Origin of the sequence: Roseibium sp. MMSF_3412, assembly GCF_030733265.1 — a bacterium.
GTDB lineage: Bacteria > Pseudomonadota > Alphaproteobacteria > Rhizobiales > Stappiaceae > Roseibium.
In genome coordinates this window covers 205,437-221,475 of sequence record NZ_JASHJI010000001.1, presented here as the reverse complement: position 1 = coordinate 221,475, position 16,039 = coordinate 205,437, and the positions used below count along the sequence as shown (strand labels likewise).

General features: G+C 59.7%; 14 protein-coding genes, 1 tRNA gene and 1 riboswitch. Of the genes, 9 read left to right on the top strand and 6 right to left on the bottom strand.

The genetic code is table 11. The features are described 5' to 3' along the window. The first annotated feature begins 9 nt into the window (after positions 1–9). The 5 genes from soxC (at position 10) to RBB49_RS00965 (ending at position 5,083) form a co-directional block, all read left to right on the top strand. Complete coding sequence (gene soxC / locus RBB49_RS00985) at positions 10–1,281, top strand: sulfite dehydrogenase (protein ID WP_306140780.1); 1,272 nt, start codon at positions 10–12, stop codon at positions 1,279–1,281. Then, positions 1,265–2,566, top strand: coding sequence for a c-type cytochrome (locus tag RBB49_RS00980; RefSeq protein ID WP_306140779.1), 1,302 nt, complete (start codon positions 1,265–1,267; stop codon positions 2,564–2,566). Before soxC ends, RBB49_RS00980 begins: the two co-directional genes overlap by 17 nt. A 6-nt stretch (positions 2,567–2,572) precedes the next feature. Continuing rightward, positions 2,573–3,277 (top strand): c-type cytochrome, encoded by a 705-nt coding sequence (locus RBB49_RS00975; protein WP_306140778.1) that lies wholly within the window; start codon positions 2,573–2,575, stop codon positions 3,275–3,277. Positions 3,278–3,299: 22 nt separating this feature from the next. Then, complete coding sequence (locus RBB49_RS00970) at positions 3,300–4,559, top strand: NAD(P)/FAD-dependent oxidoreductase (protein ID WP_306140777.1); 1,260 nt, start codon at positions 3,300–3,302, stop codon at positions 4,557–4,559. Positions 4,560–4,648: 89 nt separating this feature from the next. Further along, positions 4,649–5,083: a DUF302 domain-containing protein gene (locus RBB49_RS00965; RefSeq protein ID WP_306140776.1), complete on the top strand. Its 435-nt coding sequence runs from the start codon at positions 4,649–4,651 to the stop codon at positions 5,081–5,083. A 29-nt stretch (positions 5,084–5,112) separates the two neighbouring features. Here RBB49_RS00965 and RBB49_RS00960 read toward each other — a convergent pair whose 3' ends face one another. From RBB49_RS00960 to RBB49_RS00950, 3 genes are all read right to left on the bottom strand, one after another. Next, positions 5,113–6,060 carry an MBL fold metallo-hydrolase gene (locus tag RBB49_RS00960; RefSeq protein ID WP_306140775.1) on the bottom strand — a complete coding sequence of 316 codons (948 nt, stop codon included), beginning with the start codon at positions 6,058–6,060 and terminating at the stop codon, positions 5,113–5,115. After that, on the bottom strand, positions 6,060–6,974 hold the full coding sequence (locus RBB49_RS00955) for an MBL fold metallo-hydrolase (RefSeq protein ID WP_306140774.1): 915 nt from the start codon (positions 6,972–6,974) through the stop codon (positions 6,060–6,062). The genes RBB49_RS00960 and RBB49_RS00955 overlap by 1 nt, the downstream gene beginning before the upstream one ends. An 896-nt stretch (positions 6,975–7,870) precedes the next feature. Beyond that, positions 7,871–7,944: transfer RNA gene (locus RBB49_RS00950), tRNA-Gly, on the bottom strand. Positions 7,945–8,101: 157 nt separating this feature from the next. On the opposite strand from RBB49_RS00950, the gene RBB49_RS00945 reads away from it, so the two are divergent. Further along, entirely contained in the window at positions 8,102–8,893 is a 792-nt protein-coding gene (locus RBB49_RS00945; RefSeq protein ID WP_306140773.1) for an ion transporter, read from the top strand. 61 nt (positions 8,894–8,954) lie between these two features. Next, a complete protein-coding gene (locus RBB49_RS00940) occupies positions 8,955–10,421 on the top strand; it encodes a gamma-glutamyltransferase (RefSeq protein ID WP_306140772.1) in 1,467 nt (488 codons plus the stop codon). Positions 10,422–10,990: 569 nt separating this feature from the next. On the opposite strand, the gene RBB49_RS00935 is transcribed toward RBB49_RS00940, so the two are convergent. Beyond that, on the bottom strand, positions 10,991–11,539 hold the full coding sequence (locus RBB49_RS00935) for a YigZ family protein (protein WP_306140771.1): 549 nt from the start codon (positions 11,537–11,539) through the stop codon (positions 10,991–10,993). Between the two features lie 42 nt (positions 11,540–11,581). After that, positions 11,582–12,718, bottom strand: coding sequence for a 2'-deoxycytidine 5'-triphosphate deaminase (locus tag RBB49_RS00930; RefSeq protein ID WP_306140770.1), 1,137 nt, complete (start codon positions 12,716–12,718; stop codon positions 11,582–11,584). Between the two features lie 129 nt (positions 12,719–12,847). After that, positions 12,848–12,928, top strand: a riboswitch (SAM riboswitch). 42 nt (positions 12,929–12,970) lie between these two features. Here RBB49_RS00930 and RBB49_RS00925 point away from each other — a divergent pair. Continuing rightward, a complete protein-coding gene (locus RBB49_RS00925) occupies positions 12,971–14,161 on the top strand; it encodes an O-succinylhomoserine sulfhydrylase (protein ID WP_306140769.1) in 1,191 nt (396 codons plus the stop codon). Positions 14,162–14,224: 63 nt separating this feature from the next. Beyond that, the gene (locus RBB49_RS00920; protein ID WP_306140768.1) at positions 14,225–14,554 is read left to right on the top strand and encodes a hypothetical protein; all 330 of its coding nucleotides are present in this window, start codon (positions 14,225–14,227) and stop codon (positions 14,552–14,554) included. A 29-nt stretch (positions 14,555–14,583) separates the two neighbouring features. Here the strand turns inward: RBB49_RS00920 and RBB49_RS00915 are convergent, their stop codons facing one another. Beyond that, positions 14,584–15,720: an iron-containing alcohol dehydrogenase gene (locus tag RBB49_RS00915; protein WP_306140767.1), complete on the bottom strand. Its 1,137-nt coding sequence runs from the start codon at positions 15,718–15,720 to the stop codon at positions 14,584–14,586. Positions 15,721–16,039: the final 319 nt, after the last annotated feature.

Sequence of the window (16,039 nt, the reverse complement as noted above, 5' to 3'; positions counted from 1 at the left end):
TCCTCTTTGATGGATGCGAAAACAGGAACATCCAGAAGGTCCTTTCTCAAAGGCAGCGTTGCAATTGCAGGCGCATCCGTCGCCGGGGCGGCAAGCGCCAGCGAAGCCGATCCGCTGATCACTGACGTTCAGGACTGGGCATCGATCACCGGTGCCGGCGTGGACGAAACGCCCTATGGCATGCCGATCAGCTTCGAGAAAGACGTGGTCCGCCGCAACGTTGAATGGCTGACAGCGTCGCCGATTTCCTCGATCAACTTCACGCCGATCCACGCGCTCGATGGTACGATCACGCCACAGGGCTGCGCGTTCGAACGCCACCATTCGGGCGCGATTGAACTCCGCAAGGAAGACTATCGGCTGATGATCAACGGGCTGGTCGACAATCCCCTGGTGTTCCACTACGCGGATCTGGAGCGGTTCCCGCGGGAGAACCATGTCTACTTCTGCGAATGTGCCGCAAATACCGGCATGGAATGGGCAGGCGCCCAGCTGAACGGTGCGCAGTTCACGCATGGCATGATCCACAACATGGAATATACCGGCGTCCCGCTTCGCACGCTCCTGAACGAGGCAGGTCTTGCGGCTGCGGGCGAGCTCAAAGACAAGTGGGTCTATGTCGAAGGAGCGGATGCGTCTTCCAACGGCCGTTCGATCCCGATGGAAAAAGCCCTCGATGATGTGCTTGTGGCGTTCAAGGCCAATGGCGAAGCGCTGCGCATGGAGCACGGTTACCCGGTCCGCCTGGTGGTGCCGGGGTGGGAGGGCAACATGTGGGTGAAGTGGCTGCGCCGCATCGAAGTCACCGACATGGCGGTGGAAAGCCGCGAGGAAACCTCGAAATACACCGATGTTTATGAAGATGGCACAGCGCGGAAATGGACCTGGGTGATGGATGCGAAATCCGTCATTACTTCGCCAAGTCCGCAGATGCCCATTGCGCACGGCAAAGGCCCCCTGGTCATTTCCGGGCTTGCCTGGTCCGGTCATGGAAAGATCACGCGGGTCGACGTTTCAAGAGACGGCGGCATCAGCTGGGAGACGGCCCGTCTCGGCAAACAGGGCGACACCAAGGCCCTGACCCGCTTCTATCTGGATATCGACTGGGACGGAAACCCGATGCTGCTGCAGTCGCGGGCCATGGATGAAACCGGGTACGTCCAACCGACCAAGGAACAGCTTCGCGCAATGCGCGGCGAAAACGCCGTCTATCACAACAACTGCATCCAGACCTGGTTCGTGGATGAAAACGGGGTCGCCGAGAATGTCGAAGTCTCTTAACCAGATTGTTCTTCCCGTTGCCGGCGGGACGGCGCTCGCGCTTTCGGCCGCGCTCCTGTTCGCCAACATGGATTACGGGCAAAAGAAGATCGGCGCCCTGGAACAACGTGTCGAGCAGATCTCCCTGCAGGCGGAAACGGCGAACAGGCGCGCCGATGACGAGGCGGCAGCCGTTTCGGATCTGAAAGAGAAAATCGCAGAGATCCAGGCCGCAGCGGAAGAGCGTGCGGCGCGCGGTGGCGATTTGACGGAACGAGCACCGGAAAGCGGTGATAAATTCGGCCTTGGCCGCACGGCGAAGCCGGAAGAAGTCGCGGCCTGGGACGTCGACGTTTTGCCCGATGGACGAGGCCTGCCCGAAGGCAAGGGGGATGCCTACTGGGGCGAGGAAGTCTTTGCGGAAAAATGCGCCTCCTGTCACGGAGACTTTGCCGAAGGCGTGGACAACTGGCCTGTTCTTGCCGGCGGGTTCGACACGCTTGGCGACAAGGATCCCGTGAAGACAGTGGGGTCCTACTGGCCTTACCTCTCGACCGTCTTTGATTACGTGCATCGCTCCATGCCGTTCGGCGAGGCACAGACGCTGACAGCGGACGAGACCTATGCGATCGTCGCCTACATTCTTTATTCGAACGACCTCGTCGATGACGACTTCGAACTCAGCCACGAGAATTTTGCCGCGTTCGAAATGTATAACAGGGACGGTTTCGTGATTGATGACCGTCCTGCACTGGAATACGCAAAGTGGCGGGCCGAGCCGTGCATGGAAAGCTGCAAACCGAGTGTCGAGATTACCATGCGCGCGACCTTCCTCGATGTGACGCCGGAAGACGGTGGCGAGTCGGTGATGAACCATGCAACGGCGGATGACACGCCGACCTTCGTCGCCGCTGCGCCTTCCGCCGGAACAGATGAGGTTGCCGCTGAAGACGCGCCGTCCGTTGCGGCTTCGGCTTCCCTCGATCCCGTTCTGGTGGCGTCCGGTGAAAAGGTCTTCAAGAAATGCGGGGCCTGTCATGCAGTTGGCGCAGGCGCCAAGAACAAGTCCGGTCCGCATCTCAACGGCCTGTTCGGCCGCCAGATGGGCTCCGTGGACGGGTTCAAGTACTCCAAGGTCTTCGTTGCCGCGCAGGAACAAGGCCGCGTCTGGGATGAGGTGGCGCTGGCGGAGTTTCTGGCCAAGCCGCGATCCTACATGAAAGGCACCAAGATGGCCTTCTCCGGGCTCAGGAAACAGGACGACCTCGATGCCATCACGGCGTATCTGAAGTCGGTCGGAGAGTGAGGGAAAATGCGCCTCACCAAAATCCTGCCGGTACTTGCATTGTCGCTGTTCTGCACGGGGGCTGCCGCCGATGACTTCGGCGATCCCGTCGCCGGCGAGGCGGTTTTCAAGAAATGCAAGAGCTGCCACATGGTCGGGGAGGGCGCAAAACACCGCATCGGCCCACATCTCAACGGCATCTTTGGCCGGCAGGCGGGAACGCACGAGAACTTCCGCTATTCCAAGGCGCTCGTCCGGGCCGGGACCGGCGGACTTGAATGGCATGCCGACACGCTGGATGCGTTTCTGGAAAAACCGCGTGCGCTCGCAAGCGGGACGCGCATGAGTTTTTCAGGTCTCAGAAAGCCGGAAGACCGCCTCAATCTGATCGCCTACCTGCGCGCGTTTTCCGATGATCCGGCCAACATCCCGGAAGCGGACCCGACTGCGACGCCGACGGATCATGACCTCGATCCGGCCATCCTCTCGCTCAAGGGTGATCCGGAATATGGCGAATATCTCAGCAGCGAATGCACGACCTGCCACCAGGCAGACGGCGCGGATGATGGCATCCCGTCGATTGTGTTGTGGCCGGAAGAAGACTTCGTGGTCGCGATGCATGCCTACAAGAACAAGAAACGCGCCCACCCGGTCATGCAGATGATGGCCGGTCGGCTGAACGCGGAAGAGATAGCGGCGCTGGCAGCCTATTTTGCTGCGCTTGAACAATAACGGTGCATTTAGGGAGGAAGAAATGACACTGAATAGACGGCAATTTATCGGTACGTCGGCTGCAATGGCAGCGGTTTTGTCCGCTCCCATGGTCAAAGCGCAGGGAACACCGCGCGTGGTTGTCGTTGGCGGAGGGGCCGGCGGTGCAACTGCGGCACGCTACCTCGCCAAGGACAGCAAGGGTGCGATCGACGTCACCCTGATCGAACCGACGCGCAAGTATTACACCTGTTTCTTCTCCAATCTTTATCTCGGCGGCTTCAAGGAAATCGAGGATATCGGCCATACTTATGGCGGCCTGGCTGCCGGCGGCGTCAACGTTGTCCACGATTGGGCCATTGGTGTCGACCGTGACGCCAAGACCGTGGCCCTGGCGGGCGGCGGTTCGGTGCCCTACGACAAGCTGATCCTGAGCCCGGGCATCGACTTTGTTGAAGGGGCTGTCGAAGGCTGGGGTCTGAGCGCGCAAAATGCGATGCCGCATGCCTACAAGGCCGGTTCCCAGTCGGAACTCCTGAAGGCACAGCTTGCGGCAATGCCGGAAGGTGGCGTCTTTGCGATGGTCGCGCCGCCAAATCCCTTTCGCTGCCCTCCCGGGCCCTATGAGCGGGTGTCGATGGTTGCGCATTTCCTGAAGCAGAACAATCCGACCGCAAAGATCATTGTGGCCGACCCGAAGCCGAAATTCTCCAAGATGGGGCTCTTCCAGGAAGGCTGGGCGAACCACTACGAAGGCATGGTTGACTGGATCGGCGAGGACTTCGGCGGCGGTAACGTTTCGGTCGACCCGGGGGGCATGACAGTCACGATCGACGGCGAAGAGACAAAGGTCGACGTCTGCAACGTGATCCCGGCCATGAAGGCAGGCCGCATCGCCGAACTCGCCGGTGTCACGGATGGCAACTGGGCGCCGGTGAATGCCGCGGACATGTCGACGAAAGCCGACGCGGACATCTACGTTCTCGGTGATGCCTCGAGCCAGGGCGACATGCCGAAATCTGGCTTCTCCGCCAACTCGCAGGCGAAGGTCTGCGCCAATGCCGTGCGCGGCGCGCTGACCGGATCAAAGGTCTTCCCGGCGAAATTCTCCAACACGTGCTGGTCGCTGATCGCGCCCAATGACGGTGTCAAGGTCGGTGCCACCTACGAGGCTACGCCGGAGAAAATCGCCAAGGTCGACGGTTTCATTTCAAAAACCGGCGAAAGCGCGGACCTGCGCAAGGCGACGTATGAGGAATCGGAGGGCTGGTACACCGGCATCACCACCGACATGCTTGGATAACAGCGGTTTCCGCGCCCCGGCATGGACATAGCTCAATGCACGGGGCGCGGCTGCATGCCAAGCTTCCCGTCACAATGGAGGATAAGGCTATGAAACCCGTTCTACTCGCGGCAGCACTCGGACTTGCTCTCAGCTCTCCTGCGATCGCCCAAAAGCCATTCACATATTCGTTTGACGGGTCTTTCGAGGATGCGACCTTTGCGGTCGAAAGCGCGATTGTGGGACAGGGCCTCGTCATAGATTTTGTCAGCCATGTGGGAGAGATGCTCAATCGGACCGGGTCCGACGTCGGCAGCGATGCCATGATTTTCAAGAACGCGGACATCTTTCTGTTCTGCTCAGCCGTCGTGTCGCGCCAGGTCATGGAAAAGGACCCGATGAACATCACCCATTGTCCCTATGGTATTTTCGTCATGGAGACGGATGACGGCGTCACGATCGGTCACAAGGACTATCCCGACGGTTCGATGCAGGCGGTCGAAAACCTGATGCAGCAGATCGTCGCCGAGGCGATCGGCAACTGACGGTGCGGTAAACTTCCAGAGCGGCAGTCTTATTCGAATTCCATCTGCTCGTAGACACGGCCAGCATTCCTGGTGGCCAGCTCTTCGAACGTGTCCAGATGCGCATAGGGCGACTGATCGACGTAGTAGGCGTCAGCGAGATCTCCGCCGTTTTCAAGATGTTCACCGATCTTTTCACGCAGATAGAGAAGGTAGTCGCGTGTGTAGCGGCGCACCTGCGCCATGTTCGTCGGGTGGCCATGGCCCGGAATGACATAGGTCGCGTTCAGGGCTTCAAAGCCGGTCTCCCATGTCTCCAGCCAGTCGGCAACAATCGTGTCCTCGAAGATCGGCAGCATGCGTTCGTGAAACGCCATGTCGCCCGCGATCACAAGGCTCTGTTCCGGCAGCCAGACCTGTGTGTCGCCGGGACCATGTGCCGGTCCTAGGTGAAGGACTTCAATGTGAAAATCACCCATCTCGATGACATGCCTGTCTTCAAAGGTCTGCGTCGGTGGCGCGACGAAGGTGCCTTCGGCTTTGTCTCGATTATAGCGTTTCATGCCCTCCAGGATCTGATTGCCGCGGTCCTCGATTTCATGCGCGGCATCGATATGGGCAAGGATCGTCACGCCTTGCTGTGACCAGTAGGAATTGCCGAGCATCGCGTGCCCCTGGCCGTTCTCATCGATAACCAGTCTTACGGGCTGGTCGGTGACAGCCTTGATCTCTTCGTGAAGTGCCTTGGCGAGGATATAGGCAGCGCCACCGTTGATCACGACGACGCCGTCACCGGTTACTATGAAACTGAGATTGTTGTTGTGGCCGGAGTTCTCGTAAGTCGGCGGCGCTGTCGCACCGATTGCGGACCAAACGTGCGGGATGACCTCCACCGGTTTGGAATAAAGCGCGGAGCCCGGATACTGGTCGGCGATGTCCTCGCTCGCTTGCGCCGAAACGGCAAGGCAAAGGGAAAAAAGCAACCCCGCGATGCGCATTATGAACCCTCCGATAGAAAGCGGAATGAATCACCCTTGCGTTCGACGTGTCCCATCCCGCCTGCGGGAAGGTGAAAGCCGGCAACCTTGAGGTCATCAGCGACAATCCGGTCGAGAAGCGCAATTCGCGTCGATGCCGCGACTTCGGCATCTTGATCAGATCCGCTTGGCCACCCGGGCCTCATGAAGGCAACATGATGGTTGCCGATGGCATCCCCGATGACAAGCGCAGCTTCAGAGCCGCTGCGCACTTCGAAGCTCATATGACCCGGCGTGTGCCCGGGCGTTGAAACGGCGAGGATGCCCGGCAGGATTTCCTGGCCGCCTTTGAAAAACTCAACCGTTTCCTCAATGGCCTCCAGCCTGCGCTTTGCGCCAACCGCCATTGCCGCTCGGGCTTCGCCGATTGTGTTGACGGTCTCCGGGTTCCACCAGTAGTCCCACTCGGCGCGGCCGATCATGTAGGTGGCCTCATGGAACAGAGGGTCGTCGAACTCGTCAAGCAGCCCCCAGATGTGATCCGGATGCGCGTGCGTAAAGACCACGTGCGTTACATCTTCTGGAGAGACACCCGCTTGCGCGAGACCCTCCACCAGCATACCGGCCGAGGGTTGGAAATCCGGGCCGGAACCGACATCAAACAAAACGGTGTTGGAGCCATCCCGGAAGAGCGAAACGTTGCAATCAGGCGTCAGCGTTTCTTGCGAAATCCCGGCACCCTTGAGCAACTGGGCCAACTCTTCACGGGGCATCGGGTCAAAAACGAAACTGCCTGGAAGCGTCAGATGCCCGTCACTTATTGTTGTGAGCGAACCTTGGCCGATGGAAATCTCAGCAATCGCAACCTGGCTAAGGTGTGCTGAAATCGGTAAAACAGCACATCCGGACAAAACGGTACGTCGGGACAGGGACATGAAGCTTTCTCATATAAAATTCGTATATTTGAATATGTATTAAATTGCGAGATCGTGCAAGTCGAAGTCACCTGAAAACATGCGATAGGCTTATCGTTTCCCGCCATGTCAATTGTGCCGAAAGCGCTGGTTTTCTGTTGCGCAATAGAGGTTGTTTTTTCCAATGCTGAAGCGTCTTGGGTCTTTCAGGTTTAAACGAACCTTGCTTTCTGGAGGCGAATTCAGGCGTCCTGCCAGAGAAAAACCTTACCTGGGCGTACCGGATCGATGCTGGCAGGCAAGGTCGCCCTCCGGCTGATGCGCGCGATCCGGCAATGGGCCAAACAACGCCGCCGCAGCCATATCCTGGTCCACGTTACCAATGGCATGCGCGCGGCGGAGAGTGACCAGTTTTTTCGTTGGTGTGCGTTGAAGACGGTGGGAGGGAACTACGTTGAGGTTCCATAGTGAACTGTGAAACTGGTGACGAACTTGGGCGATGTTCTTTAAGCTTTACTTGGGCCAATTCTCCAATGAAGGCAACCGAAGGGCCGCGGCTGGAAAGTAAAGAATTATCATCCGCTTGAGCCGGTCTGAACAAGTTACTAGACGAACGTAAAGTTCTATGTCTTTGGAGGCGGAGTCCGGTGTATACATACAATTTTTGACTGGAGGTGTTTACCTAGGTTACGGAAATTTTGGGTTTGCGTTTGGGATCGGCGGCAATGATGCAATTTGAAGAGGGCTAAAAGTAGCCTTTTCGAACAGCTTGGACAGCTCGGACGGCAGATTTTCTAATTTGACTTGAAGCGTCTAAGTGATGTGACATTTGATGTATGAAACACTGCCTCCTGATTTCCGGTGCTTCCCCGAATATCAAGCTTTTGGCGAACTGTATTCTAAGTTATTGACTTAATTGGAGCGGGTGAAGGGAATCGAACCCTCGTCTTAAGCTTGGGAAGCTCCTGCTCTACCATTGAGCTACACCCGCGTGGCCCTCTTCGATTACTGATCCGACAGAGCAAAACTGTCAAGCTCTGAACTTTGCCTCTCCTGCTGTCCGGCATCTTGCGCTGCGGTGCAAAAATCGCCATGTTCGCGCCGGCGCGCAAGCGCTTCGGTTCACGGACAAACTCCAGGTCGGATACATGCGAAATCAGGTCAAGGCGCTGGTCACATCGCGCAATTGGGAATTCTGCATCATCGGGATCATCATGCTGAACGCGGTGACGCTTGGCTTGGAAACAAGTCCCTGGATGATGGACAATTTTGGCACACTGCTCGTGACGGTCGACCGCATCATCCTCGGCATTTTCGTGGTCGAGCTGATGCTGCGTCTTTACGCGCACGGTCTGAAATTCTTCAAGGACCCGTGGAGCCTGTTCGATTTTGCCATTGTCGGAATTGCGCTGGTGCCCTCGACCGGGCCGATGTCGGTGCTCCGCTCGCTGCGTATCCTGCGTGTCCTGCGCCTGATTTCCGTCGTTCCCTCGCTCCGGCGCGTGATCGGTGGCCTGATAGCAGCGCTGCCGGGGATGGGGTCCATCGTCGTTCTGATGGCTCTGGTGTTTTATGTCTTCGCCGTCATGGCGACAAAACTGTTCGGCGAAACCTTCCCCGACTGGTTCGGTGACCTTGGAGCCTCGCTCTACACGCTGTTCCAGATCATGACACTGGAGAGCTGGTCCATGGGCATCGTCCGGCCCGTCATGGAGGTCTACCCTCTTTCCTGGCTGTTTTTCGTGCCGTTCATCCTGTGTACCGCGTTCACCGTCCTGAACCTTTTCATCGGTATCATCGTCTCGGCCATGCAGGAGGAGCACGAGGTGGAGGCCGATGCCAACAGGCAGGCGATCCATGACGATACCGGCCTGATCCTGGAAGAGGTCAAGGCATTGCGTGCGGAGCTGAAGGAACTGCGCATGAAAGTGGCTGATTGACCGGTCCGCGTGCCGGCTCTTAAGCCTTGCGTTTCGGGAGGCCGCGTGATTTGACCGGGATATGTCAACTCGTTCAACGCACAGCCCAAAGGGCAGCATCGCGGCCGGTCACCAGCTGACCGCAGAAGCCGGCGCGGACATGCTGCGCAATGGCGGCAACGCAATTGATGCGGCGATTGCCGCGCTTGCCATGTCCTGTGTCTGCGAACCGGTGCTGGCCTCTCCCGGCGGCGGTGGCTTTGCCATGTTGCGCAACGCCGGGAGCGGCAAGACCACCTTGCTCGACTTCTTTCCGCAAACACCAAGGCAGAAGCGCGACAGACCCGCTGAAGGCTTTCACAGCATCACCGCCGACTTCGGTTCGGCGACCCAGGTGTTTCACATCGGACCGGCGACTGTTGCCACGCCGGGTTTTCTGGCCGGCTTATCTGCGCTGCACCGGCAAGGCGGAACGTTGCCCTTCGCCGACCTGTTTTCGCCCGCTATCGTGGCGGCCCGGACTGGCCACGTTGTTACTGATTATCAGCACTACCTGTCGACCGTGGTTCGCCCGATCCTGACGGCGACAGAAGCGGCCCGTGCCCTTTTTGCGCCAACTGGCGATCTGCCCGTTGCCGGATCTGTGTTCCGCAATCCCGGCCTTGGCGACATGTACGAGGAACTGGCGAAAAAGGACTGGCTCCAGACCGGGATTGCAGGCCAGATCCTGAAAGAGCAGGAGCTTGGCGGATATCTCACTCAAGATGACTTGACGGGCTACCGGATGGAACCGCGTGCACCTTTGTCATTCAAAGTCGGCGCGGCCACCGTTCATCTCAACCCGCCTCCGGCTGCCGGAGGTGCGCTGATCCGGTATGCGCTTATGCATCTTGAAGGCCGCGGCAGGACCGCATTTGCCGGTGCCCTTGAAGCGGCGGACTGCGCAAGACTGTCCGCGCGCGGCGATCTCCAGTCGCTTCTGGACCGCCTGGTGCGCCAGCAGGGCACAACCCACATCTCGACAGTTGATGCCGAAGGCAATGCCTGTTCGGTCACCGTCTCCAACGGCACCGGAAATGGCGAAATCGTCGGCGGCTACGGCTTCATGCTGAATAACATTCTCGGCGAAGAAGACGTCAATCCGCATGGTTCCGCGGATTGGCCTACGGACCAGCGGCTGGCCTCCATGATGTGCCCGGCGTTGATCGACATGCCGGGCGAACGCCTGATCGCGCTCGGGTCCGGCGGATCCAGCCGCATCCGCTCGGCGGTCTTCCAGGTGGTGGCGCGTCTTTGCCTGGATGAGACGGCGCTTGAGGACGCTGTTCGCGCGTCGCGGCTTCACGTTGAAGACGGTCATCTTGACCTGGAATTGCCCGGCGCCGACGCTGACATATCCACATTGACCGACCGCTTCGCCGACCATCGCCTGTGGCCCGAAAAGAACATGTTTTTCGGCGGTGTGCATGCCGTCAGCACCGATAGCCAAGGCACCTTTTCCGGTATCGGCGACGCCCGCAGGGAAGGGGCCGCGGTGATCGTGGCCTGAGGGCGGGCCAGAAAGGCTGTGCTCTTTCCGTGGAGCTCTTGTTCTGGAGACGATTGACCTTCTTTTTTTGCCCAAAAGGACCTCATCCTGAGGAAGCGCTGTCTCGAAGGATGCGCGGCTACTTTGGAAGTGCGCGGCCCATCCTTCGAGACGGGCCTGTCGGCCCTCCTCGGGATGAGGTTCCGGTGACAAGAGAACCGATGTGCCTGGACGTCCTCAGGCCAAAATGACGTCGTCATCCCGGCCAGGCGCAGCGCGAGCCGGGATCGGGGTGGCACAGCTCCAACGGTTTCCATGTGTCTTTTCGACAGACCCGGGTTCCCCGGTCCCGGATCTCTCTGCGTTCGTCCGGGATGACGGCGGAGAGGGGAGCGTCCGGCGAACGGTTGTTCGATCGCCTGGCAAAGCCGCGAGCCGCCATGAAACACCAGCCTCATCCTGAGGAAGCGCGGAAGCGCTGTCTCGAAGGATGCGCGGCCCATACTTCGAGACGGGCCTGTCGGCCCTCCTCAGGATGAAGGTTGGGGCAGGTGGTTGACTTGAAATGAACGGCGAGCTTCCAGACGAAACTATAGCGCTGCCAGAACCTCTTCCGGTCCCTCGACAGTCAACTCAACGCCGGCCTCGGTGTAATCCCGCGCCACGACGGTCACACCGAGCGCTTCGATCCTGCGTTCAAGATCGGAACTCGCGGCAAAATCCGCGCTGACCGTTCTGGAGACGATCTTGCGGAACGGGACCAGCTTGGCGTGGCCGATAGCGTCCTGTGCCGCGCCGGAATAAGCGCGGGCAAGTCCGCCGCCGCCGAGCTTCGTACCCCCGAAGTAACGCACGACAAGCACCGCGCAGTTGATCAGATCAGCGCCCTGAAGGACCCGCAGGGTCGGCATGCCGGATGTACCGGCAGGTTCTCCGTCATCCTTGCCGCTTTCCTCGACCCGGCCGTCATCGAGAAGGCGGCGGTGCGCGGTGACGACATGGTTGGCCTTCCGGTGTTCCCGGCGCAACTCCTCAAGACGCTCGTCAAACCGTTCGTAGGGAACAAGATGGGCCAGAAACCGAGACTTGCGGTCTTCCAGATAGCCTTCGTATTCACGGGTGACGGTCTTGAAATTCATGTTGGTGATCTGGCGTGCATACCGGTCCCGCCGGGAACGGGACTAGGCAGGAACCTTGAAGTGTTTCGACAGTTTGAGGGCCTGGCCCTGATAGTTCGATCCGATGCCTTCGCCGTAAAGGGTTTCGGGGCGTTCGGCCATGTGTTCATAAACGAGGCGGCCGATGGTCTGACCGTGTTCCACGATGAAGGGAACGTCGTGTGAGCGCACTTCCAGGACCGCGCGCGACCCGATGCCGCCGGCGCCTGCGTGTCCGAAGCCCGGATCGAAGAAGCCGGCATAATGCACCCGGAATTCCCCGACGAGCGGATCGAACGGCACCATCTCGGCCGCATAATCCGGCGGCACGTGCACCGCTTCCTGGCTGACAAGGATGTAAAACGCGTCCGGATCGAGGATCAACTCACCCTTGCTGCGCCGGTAAATCGGTTCCCAGAAATCCAGCGGGTCCTGCGCTCCGACGACATCGACGTCGATCAGGCCCGAATGATGTTTCGCGCGGTAGCCGATCAGGCTGCCCGGCCCGTCGCCTTCAAGGTCGATCGAGAGCTGGACACCACCGCCGATCCGTTCGTTGCCACCGCTCATCAGCGTATGAGTCCGGTGCACGTCCTGAAGCACGTCATCGGCGATGATGGAGTGCCCGCGCCGGAAACGGATCTGGCTGAGGCGGGAGCCGCTGCGGGCAAGAATCGGAAAGGTGAGGGGCGAAATCTCTGCGTAAAGCGGGCCGGTGTAGCCTGCGGGCACGGTATCGAAGGCAAGGCCATTGTCGGTTATGACGCGGGTAAACACGTCCAGCCGTCCGGTGGAGCTCTTCGGGTTGGCGGTCGCAGAAATGTCCGGGGCCAGCGCAAGGCTTTCCTGCAGCGGCACGATATAGACGCAGCCGGTTTCCAGAACCGCGCCATCCTTCAGGTCGACGGTATGAAGCTTGAGCTCTTCCAGCCGGTCGGCGACCCGGATCTCGGGACCTGGCAGAAAGCTGGCACGGACCCGGTAGGCCTTGGCTCCAAGACGGAGATCGAGACTGGCCGGCTGGATCTGCCCGCTGACAGGTGGCGCGTCGGCTGCGATTTCACCTGCGTCAAACATCGCGTGGATGATCCGCTCCGGCAGAATGCCGCTGGCTGCAAGTGTCGCGCTTCCGTTCAATGTCTGCCCCGTTGTCCCGTTCATGAAGAATTCCCGTCGTTTTTCCTTATTGGAATCCTTAAAGGATCGGCTGGCCCGCGCCAACAGGCTTTGTCCGTTCACGGGAACTTTCGCCAAAGGTGATTGACCCTTGCTGCATTATCGCATAGGACAGAGCCACTTCGTGGTGATTTGGGCCGGCCGGCTTGCAGCCACGTTAAACAAGTCGCTAAAAAAGGCCGGAGGTGCGAACCCCGGTCTTGAGGCTGGGGTTTTTTGCGTTTGGAGCGAATGAAAATGACTGAGTCCACCAACAAGAGCTGGCGTCCTGCAACCTCACTGGTTCACGGCGGCACCATGCGGTCTCCCTTTGGTGAAACCTCGGAAGCCATGTACCTGACGCAAGGGTTTGTCTACGACAATGCCGAAGCTGCGGAAGCCCGTTTCAACGGCGAAGACCCGGGCTTTGTCTATTCGCGCTATGCCAATCCGACCGTTTCCATGTTCGAGGACCGCATCAAGGCGCTGGAGGGCGCGGAAGCCGCGCGCGGCACGGCAAGCGGCATGGCCGCCGTCAATCTCGCCCTGATGGCGTCGGTCAGGGCGGGGGATCACGTGATCGCGGCCAAGGCCCTGTTCGGGTCCTGCCGCTACATCTGCGAAACCCTGCTGCCGCGCTACGGAGTGGAAAGCACGCTGGTCGACGGCACCGACATCGACCAGTGGAAAGCGGCCGTGCGTCCGAACACGCGCGCGCTCTTCCTGGAAAGCCCGACCAACCCGACACTGGAGATCATCGACATCCCGGCGGTCGCGGAGATTGCAAAGTCCGCCGGCGCGCGCCTGATCGTCGACAATGTCTTTGCAACGCCGCTTTACCAGTCTCCGCTGCAACTCGGCGCGGACGTCGTCGTCTATTCCGCAACGAAACATATCGACGGCCAGGGGCGCTGCCTCGGCGGCGTTGTCCTGTCGGACGAGGAGTGGATCTCCGAGGAAGTGATGCCGTTCGTCAAGCATACCGGCCCGCACATGAGCCCGTTCAACGCCTGGGTTCTGATGAAAGGTCTTGAAACGCTGCCGATCCGCGTTGCCCGCCAGACCGAGAGCGCAGGCCAGATTGCCGATTTCCTTGCCGGGCAGGCCAAGGTCAGCCGCCTGATCTATCCGGGCCGCGACGACCATCCGCAGGCCGAGCTTGCCCGCACGCAGATGCGCGGCGGTTCGACGATGGTCGCGCTGGAGATCGAGGGTGGCAAGGAAGCCGCCTTCCGCTTCACCAATGCGCTCGACATTATCCGGATCTCCAACAATCTGGGCGACGCCAAGAGCCTGATCACGCATCCGGCGACCACGACACACCAGTCTATCGGCGAGGAGGCGCGCGCCGAACTCGGGATTACCGACGGCATCCTGCGCCTTTCTGTCGGCCTGGAAGATCCGCTGGATCTGCTGGAAGACGTCGAAAAGGCGCTTGCCGCTGTTTGAGGGCGCCAACTGCTTTGTGGTTTCGATGCCGGCTGAAACGGCATTGATGAATGCGAGGGACACATGATCATTCGCTGGTGGCGCGCGGTTGCAGGCTCTGAAGACGTTCTGCGGCAATATGCGGAGCATCTGGAAAGAACGACCTTCGCGGAGATGGCGGAACTCCCGGGGCATCTGGGCGCGTCTCTGGCCGTGAAGGTCAAGGGCCAGGATCAGGAGCTGGTGGTCATGAGCCTCTGGTCGGATCTGGCCTCGGCGGGGCATTTCGAAAAGGGTGCGTTCGACGACGCCGTCGTCAAGCCGAGCACGCAAAAGCTCCTGAAATCATTCGACCTGAAAGTGGAGTATTTCGAAACCGTCGTTGCGACTGGGAAACTCTCCGACGGTCTTTAGCGCACCTTGAGTGGAGCACCCGGCCGGGTTCAGAAAGAGGCCTCCAGCATCCGGCGGTAGTCCTCTGCCGTTGCCTCGAGCGGATTGGTCTTGTGGCTGTGGTCGGCAAGTGCACCGGCGATGATCCGGTCGAATAGATCCCTTTCAACACCCAGCTCCGACAGGCTGACGGGCAAACCGATCGCCGCAGTCATGTCGCTGATTGCGGTTCTGACCTCGGATCCGGCAGGGAGATTCATAACCTCTGCCATGCGCGCATACTTGTCTTCCCCGCCCCGGGCCGGGGCGGTCCTGTTGAAGTCCAGAACCGCCGGCATGAACACCGCATTCAGCGTGCCGTGGTGGAGTTTCGGGTTCAGCCCGCCGAGCGCGTGGCTCAGGCTGTGAACGCAGCCGAGCCCCTTCTGGAACGCCATGGCCCCCATCGTGGCGGCAATTGCCATATTGGCACGCGCATCCCGGTCCTCCGGGTTTTCCGTTGCCGTTTGGATGTTGGTCCAGGCGCGCCTCAGCCCCTCAAGCGCGATCCCGTCAGCAGGCGGATTGAAGGACGGGGCAAGATAGGTCTCGATGCAATGCGAGATAGCGTCCATGCCGGTTGCAGCCGTCAGCATCGGCGGCAGTGTCATGGTCAGGTCCGGATCGACGATGGCTGTTTTCGGGATCAGGTGAGGGGACAGCAGACCGACCTTGCGGCCGTCTTCCAGGATGACGATCGCCCCGCGTCCGACCTCGCTGCCGGTGCCCGAGGTGGTCGGGATCGCGATGGTGGGCCAGGTTTTGTCGGTGATTTTCTCAAGTCCGCCCTCGATGACGGCATAGGTTTTGAGCGTGCCGCCATGGGCCGCCAGGATGGCAACGGCCTTTGCAAGATCAAGGGCAGATCCACCTCCGATCGCGATGATCCCGTCGGCGCCGATGTCCTTGAAAAGCGCGGTTGCGGCCCTGACCGCGGCTTCGTTCGGGTTGCCGGGGGTGTCGTCGAAGATACCCGCCGGGGTTCCGCCGAGAACCGCCTCGATCCGGTCGAGAAACCCGAGCTGGCGGACGCCCTTGTCCGTCACGATCATGGGACGCGAGATCCCGGCCAGTTCCAGCTCCGTTTTCAATGTAGCGAGTTCGCCAGACCCGAACTGGACACGGGTCACATAGTTGATCAGAGCCATGGCTTTCCCTTTTGGTCTTCCTGAGTGGACGTCGATTAGCCCGAATTGAGGCGTCGGAGTAAAGGATTTTCGTTGGCAGGCTGTTCGGTCTTGAAGAAAACCCGCAGAGACCGCTTCGCCGAGACGCGCGCATAAGACCTTGGCTCTTTGGCACGCTGGTGCAAGCGGTTGTAGCCACGCCCAGTCTTTGCCCAAAATTGAAAAGACTTCGCAATTTCGAAAGCCGGACAGACGCCGTAGGGCGAAAGGGTGGGGCTAAAATATTGAAAAATATATGTAAAAAATGAAAGTCGTTTTTGGCATGTTCCTTGTGACGTCT